Source organism: Carboxydocella sp. JDF658, from assembly GCF_002049395.1.
Lineage (GTDB): Bacteria > Bacillota.
The window spans coordinates 41,190-55,169 of the sequence record NZ_BDLR01000003.1 but is presented as its reverse complement, the minus strand read 5'-3'; the positions used below and the strand labels follow the sequence as shown (position 1 = coordinate 55,169).

The 13,980-nt window shown below is 49.5% G+C and carries 14 protein-coding genes; all 14 read right to left on the bottom strand.

What is annotated here, in order from left to right; translation table 11 throughout:
- Positions 1–553: 553 nt before the first annotated feature.
- The 14 genes from lysS to JDF658_RS00710 all read right to left on the bottom strand — a co-directional run bounded on the left by lysS (position 554) and on the right by JDF658_RS00710 (position 13,917).
- Positions 554–2,026 carry a lysine--tRNA ligase gene (gene lysS, locus JDF658_RS00775; protein WP_078666198.1) on the bottom strand — a complete coding sequence of 491 codons (1,473 nt, stop codon included), beginning with the start codon at positions 2,024–2,026 and terminating at the stop codon, positions 554–556.
- 53 nt (positions 2,027–2,079) lie between these two features.
- Positions 2,080–2,550: a transcription elongation factor GreA gene (gene greA / locus JDF658_RS00770; RefSeq protein ID WP_078666197.1), complete on the bottom strand. Its 471-nt coding sequence runs from the start codon at positions 2,548–2,550 to the stop codon at positions 2,080–2,082.
- 66 nt (positions 2,551–2,616) lie between these two features.
- Entirely contained in the window at positions 2,617–3,726 is a 1,110-nt protein-coding gene (locus tag JDF658_RS00765; protein ID WP_107752698.1) for a shikimate dehydrogenase, read from the bottom strand.
- 21 nt (positions 3,727–3,747) lie between these two features.
- Positions 3,748–4,650, bottom strand: a complete 903-nt coding sequence (locus tag JDF658_RS00760) for a quinate 5-dehydrogenase (protein WP_078666195.1) — start codon at positions 4,648–4,650, stop codon at positions 3,748–3,750.
- Between the two features lie 70 nt (positions 4,651–4,720).
- Positions 4,721–5,689 carry a tRNA dihydrouridine synthase DusB gene (gene dusB, locus JDF658_RS00755; RefSeq protein WP_078666194.1) on the bottom strand — a complete coding sequence of 323 codons (969 nt, stop codon included), beginning with the start codon at positions 5,687–5,689 and terminating at the stop codon, positions 4,721–4,723.
- Positions 5,690–5,692: 3 nt separating this feature from the next.
- On the bottom strand, positions 5,693–6,484 hold the full coding sequence (locus JDF658_RS00750; protein WP_078666193.1) for a type III pantothenate kinase: 792 nt from the start codon (positions 6,482–6,484) through the stop codon (positions 5,693–5,695).
- Positions 6,468–7,475: a biotin--[acetyl-CoA-carboxylase] ligase gene (locus JDF658_RS00745; protein ID WP_078666192.1), complete on the bottom strand. Its 1,008-nt coding sequence runs from the start codon at positions 7,473–7,475 to the stop codon at positions 6,468–6,470. Before JDF658_RS00745 ends, JDF658_RS00750 begins: the two co-directional genes overlap by 17 nt.
- Before the next feature lie 6 nt (positions 7,476–7,481).
- Positions 7,482–8,354: a carboxylating nicotinate-nucleotide diphosphorylase gene (gene nadC, locus JDF658_RS00740; protein ID WP_078666191.1), complete on the bottom strand. Its 873-nt coding sequence runs from the start codon at positions 8,352–8,354 to the stop codon at positions 7,482–7,484.
- Positions 8,354–9,961: an L-aspartate oxidase gene (gene nadB / locus JDF658_RS00735; protein ID WP_079906166.1), complete on the bottom strand. Its 1,608-nt coding sequence runs from the start codon at positions 9,959–9,961 to the stop codon at positions 8,354–8,356. The genes nadC and nadB overlap by 1 nt, the downstream gene beginning before the upstream one ends.
- Positions 9,962–9,978: 17 nt before the next feature.
- Positions 9,979–10,902 carry a quinolinate synthase NadA gene (gene nadA, locus JDF658_RS00730; RefSeq protein ID WP_079906165.1) on the bottom strand — a complete coding sequence of 308 codons (924 nt, stop codon included), beginning with the start codon at positions 10,900–10,902 and terminating at the stop codon, positions 9,979–9,981.
- A gap of 64 nt (positions 10,903–10,966) precedes the next feature.
- Complete coding sequence (gene panD / locus JDF658_RS00725) at positions 10,967–11,350, bottom strand: aspartate 1-decarboxylase (RefSeq protein WP_078666188.1); 384 nt, start codon at positions 11,348–11,350, stop codon at positions 10,967–10,969.
- On the bottom strand, positions 11,350–12,201 hold the full coding sequence (panC, locus tag JDF658_RS00720; protein ID WP_078666187.1) for a pantoate--beta-alanine ligase: 852 nt from the start codon (positions 12,199–12,201) through the stop codon (positions 11,350–11,352). The genes panD and panC overlap by 1 nt, the downstream gene beginning before the upstream one ends.
- Positions 12,202–12,212: 11 nt before the next feature.
- The gene (gene panB / locus JDF658_RS00715) at positions 12,213–13,043 is read right to left on the bottom strand and encodes a 3-methyl-2-oxobutanoate hydroxymethyltransferase (protein ID WP_079906164.1); all 831 of its coding nucleotides are present in this window, start codon (positions 13,041–13,043) and stop codon (positions 12,213–12,215) included.
- On the bottom strand, positions 13,021–13,917 hold the full coding sequence (locus JDF658_RS00710; RefSeq protein ID WP_159446516.1) for a Rossmann-like and DUF2520 domain-containing protein: 897 nt from the start codon (positions 13,915–13,917) through the stop codon (positions 13,021–13,023). The genes panB and JDF658_RS00710 overlap by 23 nt, the downstream gene beginning before the upstream one ends.
- Between the last annotated feature and the right edge of the window lie 63 nt (positions 13,918–13,980).

Below are 13,980 nucleotides of genomic sequence, written 5' to 3'. Positions count from 1 at the left end.
AGTTACTCGTGAAACTGACGAGTCCGTTTTACGGTGTAGAACATCCTGTTCAGTTTTCAAGGATCTGTTCGGTTTTTTATAAGCTTCGTCTGACTGCGTTCCCGTCTGCGTCGAGGTCCTCGACGTACCTCCAGTACGCCTGCGGCCTCTCCTTGCTGGCGCCTTGTCATACTCGCTTCTAAAAAACCTCATTTAGCTCGGTTGATTATAGGCTTCGCATTACTGCGTCATCTGCTCGCCTCTAATCAACCTCAGTATTGTTGCTTTCCTGTTCGAACTTCGTACCTCGAACTTCGAACCTCGTATCAGCGACGTCTGTTATCATACCACAGCTTTATGTCTTTGTCAACACTTTTTGCTGCGGTTTGCGAAAATTATTCTAACATTACTCTTCCTGTCTGTCAATCGCGCTTCCTCAGCGCCGCGACAAGACATAATATATCATCATCTGACCTTGGTCGCAATACTGTGCAGTTTTCATAATCTGCTGTTTTTTTAAAACTCTTCATCCATACTCTTTCTTTCATAAAAAACGAGCAGCTTTCGCTGCTCTTTAATCCCTTGGACGCATATGAGGAAATAAGATAACATCCCGTATTGATGGCGAGTCGGTTAATAGCATCACCAGCCGGTCGATACCGATACCCAGTCCACCAGCAGGCGGCATTCCATATTCCAGTGCATTTATGTAATCCTCATCCATCATATGAGCCTCATCGTCGCCGGCGCTACGCTTTTCAACTTGTTTCAAAAAGCGCTCTTTTTGATCAATAGGGTCATTTAATTCAGAAAAAGCATTGGCCATTTCGCGGGCGAAAATAAATAACTCAAACCGGTCAGTGTAGCGCGGATCTTCCGCATTACGCTTAGCCAGAGGGGAAATTTCAACCGGATGCCCGATAATAAATGTAGGTTGAATTAAATGAGGTTCAACTTTTGCTTCAAATACCTCATTAATAACATCTCCGCGCGTAGCCTGTTTATCTAGCTCTACGCCTACCGATTTAGCAGCTTGCAGTGCTTCTTCATCGGTATTAATTCTTGTAAAGTCAATACCAGTGTGCTCTTTAATTGCCTCCAGCATAGGGACTCTTCGCCAGGGGGGCGCTAGGTCTATTTCAGTCCCTTGATAAACAATTCGAGTCGTACCAAGAACCTCTTGAGCGACAGTAGAAATCAGCTCCTCCGTCAACCTCATCATATCATTGTAATCAGCATAGGCCTGGTATAACTCAAGCATAGTGAACTCCGGATTATGTTTTGTAGAAATGCCTTCGTTTCTAAAGTTACGGTTTATTTCATATACTTTCTCAAAGCCGCCAACCAGTAACCTTTTTAAATACAGTTCTGGTGCTATCCGCAAATATAACGTCATGTCAAGGGCATTATGATGGGTAATGAAGGGGCGGGCAGCTGCTCCCCCTGCAATGGGCTGCATCATGGGTGTTTCCACTTCCAGGAAGCCCTTTTGGTCCAGGAAGTTGCGGATGGCCCGGATAATTCTGCTGCGTAAAATAAAAGTTTGCTTAACTTCCGGGTTCACAATCAAATCTACATAGCGTTGGCGATAACGCAATTCAACATCCTTTAGACCATGCCACTTTTCCGGAAGAGGCCGCAGGGATTTGGCCAGCATAGTCACTTTTGTAGCAGAAACAGTGATTTCACCCCTCTGGGTTTTGAATACTGTTCCTTCCACTCCGATAATATCGCCTATATCAGCTTTAACAAAGAGTTCATAGTTTTCTTCTCCAACATCATTAACTCTGACGTAAATTTGAATCAAACCTGCCCCATCCTGAAGATGAGCAAATGATGCCTTGCCATGGCCTCTTTTGGCCATGATTCGCCCTGCAATGATAACCTTTTGTCCCTCTAACTCACCAAAGTTATCGATAATTTCCTGGCTTAAGTGGGTACGCTCAAATTTGCCACCAAATGGCTCAATCCCTTTATTACGCAATTCCTGTAGTTTTTCTCTTCTTACCAGTAGCAGCTCATTTAATTCCCGTTCCTGTGTTTCCATGCTTGTCCCTCCTAATGAAAAAGGAAATACCGGCTACACAGCCGGTTGTCTGCCTAGTGAATATCGAGAATTTGATATCTCAGCTTACCTGCCGGGACGTCTACTTCTACAATTTCTCCTTTGCGTCTTCCCAGAATCGCTTTACCTACCGGCGAAACATTGGAAATCTTATTTTGAGCAGGGTCTGCTTCCGCCGTGCCTACGATCGAATATTCTACCTCATCGCCAAATTCCAGGTCTTTAAGCAATACCCTGCTACCCAGGCTTACTTCATCGGTGTGGATATCCCCTTCATTGATTACGCGAGCATTGCGCAGCATCTTTTCTAGAGTCAAGATCCGCCCTTCGATGAATGCCTGAGCATTTTTGGCATCTTCATACTCGGAGTTTTCACTTATATCGCCAAATTCTATAGCCTGCTTAATCCTTTCAGCTACTTCACGACGCTTGACTGTTTTCAGTTCCTCCAGTTCCTCTTCCAATTTCCGATATCCCTCTGGGGTTAAAATAACTTCTTTTTCCATATATCTCTCTCCTTTTTTGTGCAGGTTAAACCAGGAACCAACACACCTTAATTTTTAATTATAAAATTAGCTACCTGCATTGTCAAGAAATTCCGCAGGATTCAACGGCTGCAGGCGACCATTATTATAGGCAGCCACAATTGTTTTTATTCTGTTAATTTTCTCCTCGGCCAGCGGTTGATCAAAACTGCGTAACCTGCTTAGCCTGAATCCATGTTTTTGAGCCAGCATCGCTATTTTCTCAACCTGTTCAATAGTTAATTCTTTACCAAGGGAATAATTTTGATAATGTCCTTCCAGTGCCAGAATCATCGTCTCCGCCATGCAGGCATAAAAGGTTCCTGCCGGTAAACCGAAGTTAAAGGTAGAAACGAGACCGGCGGGGCCCTCTACCAGGCCGCCATCAATTACCAGTACATCCGGCCTTGCCTCATTTACCTCCCGTGCCACATCCCGGGGGCGGGCCACATCACAGACAATCGCTCCTGGCCTTAGGTGAGCAGGATGGATAACAACATCCCGGCTGCTGGTCGCAGATATTACCAGGGCCGATCGCCTTAAAGCTTTAGCCACATCAGTAGTAATAGCCGCAGCTACTCCCGTTTCTCGCAAAAGATCCCGGGCCACCCGTTCCAGTTTTCGCTGGTCTCTTCCCACCAGGTTTAAGTAGGGGAATTTTCTGGCTAACAAAAAGGCACATACTCGCCCTATAGAGCCAGTAGCGCCTATTACAGCTACTTCCTCCTTACTGATATCATACCCTACCAATTTAGCTGCTGTCTCCAGCCCCTCGACAGCTGTCGCCACCGTATAACTGTTGCCAGTGGTAACAGCGATGGGCAATTCCTCGGCCAGCTCCCTCCCGCCATTGCCCACCACAGCAGTAAAAGCTCCCAGGCCTACTATTTTGGCCCCAAGTTTTGTCGCCAGCTGACCTGACTTGAGTAAGACCCGGTGCACCTTGGGATAGGGCTGATTTACAAGCATGGTCGTGGTTAAGGGACAACTGATCAGCCAGCCCTCCACTGGCAGACCTTCGATTTTGCCCAGGACCAGCGGGGGCAAATGAGCCAAACCCCGCTCGGCCCATTTTTCCGGTAAAAAACGTGCCCAGGGGAATTTGCGGTAATAATCCCCCACCTTCAGAGGGTGAAGTATAAAAGCAAAACCCGACAATCCCCATCCCTCCATTTACTTTTAAGCTACCCTTAGATCCACCACCCTCGGCCTGATTTCAAAACGCTGGATTATTTCCAGATACTCTTCAGCGGTTAAAGCTGTTTTCGCTCCGCTTAGGGCTACCAGCATAGCTTCCAGCACATTGGTCCCAAAAGAACGGCCTTGAAATTCAGGTGTGGTAGTAATAACTTTATGTACTCCCCTATCCGCTAATTCCTTGATATCAGCAGCGGTTACCGTATTGGTTATAATAATTTTCCCCTCCAGTTCTCCGGGCATATAGCGTTTGATAAACAGAAAATCTCCAGCTATGATATCCGCCTCTGCGAAGAAGCGGGTAAACTTAGGAGTATTGACAGTCTGCTTTTCTCCAGTTGGATAGAGCAAAGAAAAAGGCATTTGGGTAATCAGCGGCAAAACCATCTGGGCCACGCGGCAGAAAGTCTGGTAATTATACATAGGAAAAGGCAATCCCAGGCCAAATAATAAATCCCCGAAAACCACCTGGGCTCCAGTCTGTATCAAAGCTTCTGCCATACCAAAACGATCCGCCCCGGAAACCAGCAAAATTTTTTTATCAACGAACTTAACTATCCCTTCCTCCTGTAATAGATTAATAACATGTTTCTCCAGGGTGTTTTTCAGCCCGCTTCCATCCAGAACCGGCGTATGTACCCCTTCGATCAACCTGACTGCCTGCCGGAAAGTGTATCTTTTACCGGCAATATAAACATACAAATCCATTCCCCCCAGACCAAAGGCATCCACTTTGCCATCCAATTCACAAAACAATTGCCGTGCTTTTAGCCAATCCCCATCTGTACCCAGACGGCTTAACATTATTTTTTTACCGGCAATTTCCGTCTCCACAGTATGATTGCGACTGGAAGAACCCAGGCTTATGCTCACTACTTTTAACATGTCCTTAACCTCCTATCACTAATAAATTCCGATTACCCATAATTATTCCTTACCTGGCGAAAAAAAATACTCACCTAGACAGGTGAGCAAGATACTGGTCTAAACAATCTTTAACTTCCTGGGCCGAAGTTGCCTTATTGATTTCTTCTCGCAAACGGGTGGCTTCCCGTAATCCTTTAACATACCAGGCTGCATGTTTACGCATTTCCCTAACCGCAATATATTCTCCCTTTTCCGCCAGTAACAGATCCAGATGCCTTTTGGCCATTTGTACCTTTTCAGCAGCCGTCGGCTCCGGCAACAGTTCACCGGTTGCCAGGTAGTGAACTGTACGGCGAAAAATCCAGGGATTGCCCAGGGCGCCCCGGCCAATCATCACAGCATCGCAACCAGTTTCAGCCAGCATACGCGCCGCATCCTGGGGAGTCCAGATATCGCCATTGCCTATTACCGGTATTTTCAATTCAGTTTTAACTGCTGCGATAATGCGCCAATCCGCCTGGCCACTATACATTTGGCTGCGGGTACGCCCATGGATGGTTACCGCTTTAGCACCGGCAGCCTCCACAATTTTGGCCACCTCCAGGACATTTACTGAATTCTCGTCCCAGCCTTTGCGCATCTTCACAGTAACCGGCACTTTTACCGCCGAACAAACCGCCTCCACAATCCGCCCCGCCAGTTCAGGATCACGCATGAGGGCGGCCCCTTCATTGTTTCTGACAATCTTTGGCGCCGGACACCCCATATTGATATCAATAATAGTCGCTCCTGCCTCTTCTACCAGCTCTGCTGCGCGGGCCATCTCTTCCGGTCGGGAGCCAAAAATCTGTACCGCTATAGGTTTGGGCTCATCACCTATGTCCACCATTTCCAGTGTCTTTTTATTGCTATACAGCAAAGCCAGATCAGAAATCATTTCCGTATAAACCAGACCACAGCCCATTTCACGGGCCAGCTGGCGAAAAGAGCGGTCCGTCACACCAGCCATCGGCGCAGCAAAAACCCGATTGGCCAGCCTGACTCCACCAATTTTCATTGACTATTCCTCCATTTCAAACTGCCAGTGATCCTTGTTGCGTTGATAAATATAGTACAGACCAGTAAGAGTCAAATAGGGATCCACTTTGTCGATAGTGCTGCTTTCAGAGGCAATCATACCCGCCAGACCGCCGGTTGCCACTACAAAAGCCTCTCCCCCTAGTTCTTTCTTCATTCTGCGCACTATTTCATCGACCTGACCGACAAAACCATAGATAACCCCGGATTGCATACTGCTCACGGTATTTTTACAAATCACTGTTTTAGGCTTGGCTAACTCAATCCGTGGCAACTTGGCCGCTCTGGAAAACAGAGCTTCTGCCGAAATGCCAATTCCCGGCGCAATCGCTCCACCAAGATACTCACCCTGGCGGGAAATGGCACAAAAAGTGGTAGCTGTACCAAAATCAACGATAATCAAGGGCCCGCCATACAGGTCATAACCGGCAATAGCATTGACAATGCGGTCTGCCCCCACTTCCCGCGGATTATCGTATTTGATGGGCATTCCAGTTTTTACCCCCGGCCCCACTACGAGAGGATTAATTTTGAAATAGCGGCGGGACATGCGTTCTAGTGCCGGCATTACCGGTGGTACAACCGAGGAAATGACAATGGCTTTTATATCCTGTGGTTTCAGGTTGCTATGAGCAAAAAGATTAAAAATCAGCATTCCATACTCATCTGCTGTCCGGTGCCGGTCAGTAGTTACCCGCCAATGTCTAATCAGCTCTCCCTCTTCATAGACCCCCAGAACAATATTGGTATTTCCCACATCAAAAACCAGTATCATTTTTTTGCCCCTCCCCGAGCCGTAAAGTAACATCTCCAGCTAAAACCCGGCGTATTTGTTGCTGCTCATCACGAACCAGCAAAGCCCCTTCCTCATCAATATCCAGGGCCATACCCGCCCAGTCACCGGTATATTCATGAATGATAACCTCTTTTCCCAGCACCAGCGCCTTTTGACGCCAGGGCCCCAGTACTGCCTGGGCCCCCTCCTGTAAATAGCGCTCATATAGCTTCCAGAAGGCATTAATAAAAGCAGCAGTAAACTGGCCGCGATTGACTTTATCGCCTGCCAGCTGTTTCAGAGAAATAGCTGTACCAAGCAAATCAGGCGCAAAATCTTCCTCATCCTGGTTAAGATTAACCCCTACACCCACCAGGACGAAATTGACCATATCAAGTTCTGCGCTCATTTCTGTTAATATACCAGCCAGCTTCCGATTTTGCGCCAACACATCATTGGGCCATTTAATTCCGCATGCCGCTCCAGGCACCGTTTTTTCCACCGCTTCCACCACTGCCACCGCTGTCAGTAAAGGTAATAATGTAGTTTGCCGAGGCAGGATAGGCGGCCGTAAAACGAGAGTTAACCACATCCCCTTGCCTGAGGCTGACTGCCAGCTGCGGCCTTTGCGCCCCTTGCCCGCCCACTGGCTTTCAGCTATAACTACAGTGCCTTCCGGTGCCCCGGCCGTAGCCAGTTTACGGGCATAAATGTTAGTAGAATCCAGCTGGTGAAAATGAAAGATTTTAATGCGTTCCCGTAAATCCGCGATCAGATAAGGCCAGATACTCTGCCCCGTTAAAAGGTCGGGCTGTTGCAAAAGCCGATAGCCCTGTCGGGTTCGGGATTCAATTTCATACCCCTCTGCCCGCAGGGCTTGAATATGTTTCCAGATAGCTGTACGGGAAATCCCAAGCAAACGGGATATTTCCTCCCCTGAGATAGGCTTTCCCGGACTAGCCAGTAACATTTCCAGGATTTTTTCTTTCATGGCCAGTTAATCTTCCTCTCCGGCCGTAAAGGTGGAAATCTTGCTGGTAAATAGATCCAGACTGATATCCATCGCCTTCACTGAATGGGTAAGACTGCCTACACTTACCAGGTCTACCCCCAATTCGGCGGCCTGTCGCGCTTTTTCCAGATCCATACCCCCGGAAACTTCCAGAATCGCTTTGCCTTTAGCCAGAGCCACCGCCTCTGTGATTGTGTTTATATTCATATTATCCAGCATGATTATATCTGCTCCAGCCTGCAAAGCCTCCTGCACCTGGGTTAGATTTTCCACCTCTACCTCGATTTTCATGGTATGACCTACTCTTTGCCTGGCTTTATTCACTGCCGCCTTAATGCCTCCGGCGGCTTTAATATGGTTATCCTTAATCAATACACAATCTGCCAGGCCAAAACGGTGGTTGGCTCCACCCCCTACCCTGACCGCGTATTTTTCCAGAATTCGCAAGCCCGGAGTCGTTTTACGGGTATCCACCAGTTTAATTTTATATCCGGCCAGAGCTTCAACCAGTCGCCGGGTCTGGGTAGCTATACCCGACATCCTTTGCAATAAATTCAATGCTACCCGTTCAGCAGAAAGAATGGCCCGCACAGGTCCCTCTATTTTTAATAACCGTTGCCCGTAAGTCACCAGTTCCCCGTCACGGCACAGGAAATCCACTAGCACCCGGGGCTCCAGCATCTGAAAGGTCCAGGCTGCTACCTGTAAGCCCGCAACTACCCCTTCCTGCTTGGCATAAATATAGGCAGTACCTAACAAATCCGGGTCAACAGTAGCTTCGGTAGTTACATCCCCCCAGGCCAAATCCTCTTGCAGGGCCCGTTTAATAATATCCTCTACCAAGAAACGCTGTAACATCATTCCTGGCCTCCATCATATTTTAATACCACCCGCTTGAGCCAGTGAGCATCATCGGTAAATGGGTAATCACTGCGATAGTGACCACCCCGGCTTTCAGTACGTATCAGAGCCGCTTGTGCCACCAGCCCGGCCGTCCAGTACATATTGGCAGTTTGACAGGCATCCCGCCCTTGTAAAGGTCCGCTTAAATCCTTTTTACCTGCCTCAATCCGGGCCAGAGCCGCTTTCAAGCCTGCCGCCGTCCGCACCAGCCCAACATGCTGCCACATGATTTCCTGCAGTTCCTCTACCATTTCTGGTAGCGGCCTGGATAGCACCTGCTCCGATCTCCTCAATTCCAGTTCAGGCAGATCCCGGGGCAATACCACTGTCTCCAACTGCCCCCTGGTCGCCTCCACTATTCTGCCTCCAAAAACCAGGCCATCAAGCAGGGAATTGCTGGCCAGCCGATTGGCACCATGAACACCAACACAGGCAGTCTCCCCACAGGCATATAGCCCCGGCAGCGTGGTAGCACCATTGATATCGGTTTTAATGCCGCCCATAAAATAATGAGCCGCTGGTGCCACTGGAATCAGGTCCGTCGCCAGGTCAAGGCCAAATCGCCGGCAGGTAGCAGTAATTTTTGGGAAACGCTGCCTGACCCGATCCGGAGTTAAATGGCGCAGGTCCAGATAAACATGATCTTCCCCTGATTTCAGCAACTCCTGAACAATTGCTCTGGCTACTACATCCCGGGGAGCCAGTTCTGCCAGGGGATGGTAATGGATCATGAATCGTTCCCCTTTATGGTTACGCAAATATGCCCCTTCTCCCCTGACCGCTTCGGAAATCAGGAAAAAAGCAGCCCCCGGTACCATCAGCGCCGTAGGATGAAACTGGACAAACTCCATATCCATCACCGCTGCTCCGGCCCGATAGGCAATAGCAAACCCATCTCCGGTAGCTACTTCGGGATTGGTGGTGTTACGATAGAGCCGGCCGCCGCCTCCAGTGGCCAGGACAACAAATTTCCCCAGAAAACAGCGGAGCTGATCCTCTTCATCATAGGCCAGAACCCCTCTGCAGCGTTCATCCCAGACCAGCAGGTCCACCACAAAATGATTTTCCCTGCGATCAATCTTCTGCTCCCTTTTCACCTGCCGGGTTAGAGTACGCTGAATCTCTTCCCCGGTGGCATCTCCCCGGGCATGAAGGATACGACGCCGACTATGGGCCCCCTCCCGGGTCAAAGAGATATGGCCTCCTTCAGTGCGGTCAAAATCCGCCCCCATAGCAATCAATTCTTTTACCCGTTCCGGCCCCTCAGTCACCAGTACTTCTACTGCCTCCAGGTCACACAGGCCTGCTCCTGCTGCCAGCGTATCAGCTTTATGCAATTCCGGCGAATCCTCTTCCTGGTCAAAAACAGCGGCAATACCTCCCTGGGCATGATCGGTATTGGTATCCCCTAAACCTTTTTTGGTCAACAGGATGACTTTGCCATGTTCAGCTGCCTTAATCGCCGTATAGAGCCCGGCAATACCGCTGCCCACTACAATATAATCGGCAGTTTCTACCGGGAGAGCATCCAAACGGAAATCTACCAGATAATCAACCCTCAACCCTCTTTCCTCCTAAACTACCGGATGGCCAGCATTCTTTCCAGAGCATTTAACGCCCTGTCCCGGATTTCCGGTAGCACGGTAATGCGCGGCTCCATTTCCTCCAAAGCATATTTGACTTTGGGGAGAGTCGTCGATTTCATGTTGGGACAGATTAATTTATTGGATGCCAGATAAAACTGTTTGTCCGGGCAGGTTTTTTGTAACTGGTGCAAAATCCCGCTTTCCGTCCCGATAATAAACTCCCGGGCCTCACTATTACGGGCATAATTGATAATCCCGGCGGTGCTGAACACACCATCAGCCAGGTCAACCACATCAGGACGGCATTCCGGATGAACCAGTACCAGGGCCTCGGGATGGGCCTCTTTAGCAGCCAGAATATCCTCTCTGGTCAGCCGGTCATGGGTATTACACCAGCCTTCCCAGAGGATAATATTATTCCGTCCAGTTTGACGGGCCACCCAGTTGCCCAGGTTTTTATCGGGAATAAACAAAATGGGTTGCTCCGGCGGCAAGCTGTTGACTACCTTGACAGCATTGGAAGAAGTGCAACAGATATCGCTTTCCGCCTTGACATCAGCAGCCGAATTGACATAACAAACAACTACTGCCTCCGGATGCTCCTGTTTCTTCTGCCGTAAGGCTTCTGCAGTAACCATATCCGCCATGGGACAGCCGGCCCTTTCCTCCGGTAAAAGCACAATTTTATCCGGTGACAGAATGGCTGCACTTTCAGCCATAAAATGCACACCGCAAAAGACAATCACATCCGCATCAGTAACAGCTGCCTGCTGGCTTAATTGCAGGGAATCCCCGATAAAATCAGCCACATCCTGGACTTCAGGGCGTTGATAGTAATGAGCCAGAATAACAGCATTCCGTTCCTTTTTCAAACGCCGTATCTCTTCTTGCCATCGGCTAACTTCATATTGTTCCATTTCTTTCTCTCCTTAAACAGCATAGTTTGTCCTATGTTCATCATAGCAAGAATATTGCGCCATTTCAACGAATTTCCCCATGCCGTTCCAGATTGGCGGTATCCAAAATCCGGTTCTGATCATCCACAAACACCACTTTGGGCTGATATTCTCTGGCCTCCCGGTCATCCACCAGCATATAGGAAATAATGATAATTTTATCACCAGGCTGAACCATCCGCGCCGCAGCGCCATTTAAACAAATAACCCCGGAATAGCGCGGCCCCTCTATGACATAGGTTTCCAACCGGGCGCCATTATTATTATTAACCACTTGCACCTTTTCATTGGGCAGAATATCGGCCGCTTCCATTAAAGCTGCATCTATAGTAATACTTCCTACATAATTCAGGTTGGCTTCAGTTACCGTCGCCCGGTGAATTTTGGATTTCATCATGGTTCTGAACACTAGCCTTCAACCTCCAAAACGGTATTATCAATTAAACGGGTTTTACCAATCCGTACTGCCAGAGCCAGCAAAGCTTGCCCCTGCAACTGTTCCAGCGGGGTCAAATCCGGCAAAGCTACCAGTTCCACATAATCAATCTGCGCCAGCGGTTCGGCTTCAATCATCTGCTTTACCTGTTCCTTGATAACCTCTGGTTGCCGTTCCCCTTGAGCTACCAGCTCTTCCGCCCGCTTAAGACTCCGGGACAATACCAGAGCGGCCTTCCTTTCCTCGGGCTCGAGATAAACATTGCGAGAACTGAGAGCCAGTCCATCAGCTTCCCGGACAATGGGCACCGGGATTATCTCTACATCCAGATTCAAATCCTCCACCATCCGCCTGATAACCTGCACCTGCTGGGCATCTTTCCAGCCAAAATAGGCCCGATCAGGTTTAACAATATTGAACAGCTTCATAACCACAGTAGTGACTCCTCGAAAATGCCCCGGCCGGCTAGCTCCACACAGTCCCCGGGTTACCTCAGTCACCTCAACAAAAGTCTGATAACCTCGAGGATACATCTCCCGCACGGTGGGAACAAACAGATAATCCACTCCAGCCGCCTCTGCCAGCGGAGCATCCCGCTCCAGATCCCGGGGGTATTCTTCATAATCCTCCCCTACCCCGAATTGCAGGGGATTGACAAAAATGCTGGCCACTGTAATCTCATTTTCCGTCCTGGCCTTGCGCATCAAGGTCAAATGGCCTTCATGCAAATAACCCATGGTAGGGACAAAGCCAGTGCTTTTCCCTCCCTGGCGCCATTTCCGGGCCAGTGCCTGCATTTCCCTTACCGAAGTGATAATCTCCATGCTCGTCACCTCTAATAAACTTTTAGTGGCTCCTTTTCCGGCCAGCCGAAAGATTCCGCCGGCCCCGGGAAAGCCCCAGCCTTTACTTCCTGTATATAAGCCTGTACCGCCTCTTTTACTGGCTGCTGTAGACTGGCATAGCGCCGTACAAACCTGGGAGTTAAATCCCGGTACAGCCCCAGCATATCCTGGGTTACCAGCACTTGCCCATCACAATAGGGCCCGGCACCGATACCGATAGTAGGTACATCCACAGCCTCAGTTACCATACGAGCCACGTCAACCGGTACACACTCCAGTACAATGGCAAACACCCCGGCCTCCACCAGCAAACGAGCATCCTCCAGCAATTGTTGCCGGGCCGCATCCTCTTTTCCCTGTACACTATAACCGCCCAGACGATGGACATGCTGGGGAGTCAGCCCCAGGTGACCCATCACGGGAATTCCGGCCTGTACAATCGCCCGGATCTGGGGCACCACCTCCCGACCCCCTTCCAGTTTGACCGCCTGGGCTCCCGCTTCCTGCAAAAAGCGGCCAGCATTGCGCACTGCCTCCTCACAGGAAACCTGGTAAGACATAAAAGGCATATCGCCTACCACCATTGCCTGTTTGGCCCCCCGGGCCACCGCTCTCGTATGGTGCAGCATTTCTGCCATGGTAACCGGCAAAGTGCTGTCATATCCCAGCATCACCATACCCAGGGAATCGCCTACCAGCAAAACATCCACACCTGCTTCATCCAGCAATACGGCTGTAGAATAGTCATAACAGGTCAACATGGTTATTTTTTCGCCACTCTCTTTCATTTTTTTCAGCTTAGTAGTGGTTATGCGGGCCATATACAACCTCTCCTTTCAGAATCCCGTTTAACTCAATCAATTGTTCCCCTGCTAATCCTCGCTCCCGGGCAATTTCTAATGTCAACAAACCCAGCAGCCGGTATAAATCCTGTTCCATCTCCGGTATACCCTGTTCCCTGGCTGCCTTCAAGTGTTGATACACCGTCGGACCATCACCGCGAACAATCGGACCAGTTAATGCCGCTATCGGACCATAAGTACCGATATTATTCAAAGCCCCTTGCATCAGTGCCACCAACCCCTGGTTGGCCGCTGCCGCCGGGATGCCGGCAGCTTCCATCCATTTCCCTGCCCAGTAGGCCAGGGTAACCAGATAATTGGAAGCGACTACTGCTGCCCCATGATAAAGGGCTTTGGCTTCTTTAACGATGGTAAAGGGGTTAAGTCCCAGTTGCCGTGCCAGTTCCATCCCCTGTTCAACCGCCTCCTCATCCCCTTCCAGGGCCACCAGTGACCCGGGCAGGTTCTGCTGCGCCTGTTGCCAGTCTGCAATAGTCTGCAAAGGATGGAAGGATAATACCCTGGCCCCCGCTTCCCGCAAAGGCATTAGAACCTCGCTGCTTAACGCACCACTGGTATGGGCAAAAATCTTCCCCCGGCAAGAGTGTCGGGCCAGTCGTTCTACCACTTCCGGCAAAGCCCGGTCAATGACTGTCAACCAAATCCAGTCTGAATAATCGACTACCTCTTCCATTTCCATTACCGGCATTGAGTTGCTAAGAGCGGCTACCTCCCGGGCCTTTTGGGGCCGGCGATTCCATACAGCCCCCACCGGAATGCTCCGTTCTTTTAACAAGACAGCCAGAGCTGTTCCCACTTTACCGGTTCCAATAATCCCCATGGTCAGAAACATTTCTGCCACCTCCAAAAGACAAAAACACCCTCTCGGACAGATGCCGAAAGGGCGTAAAAGCCA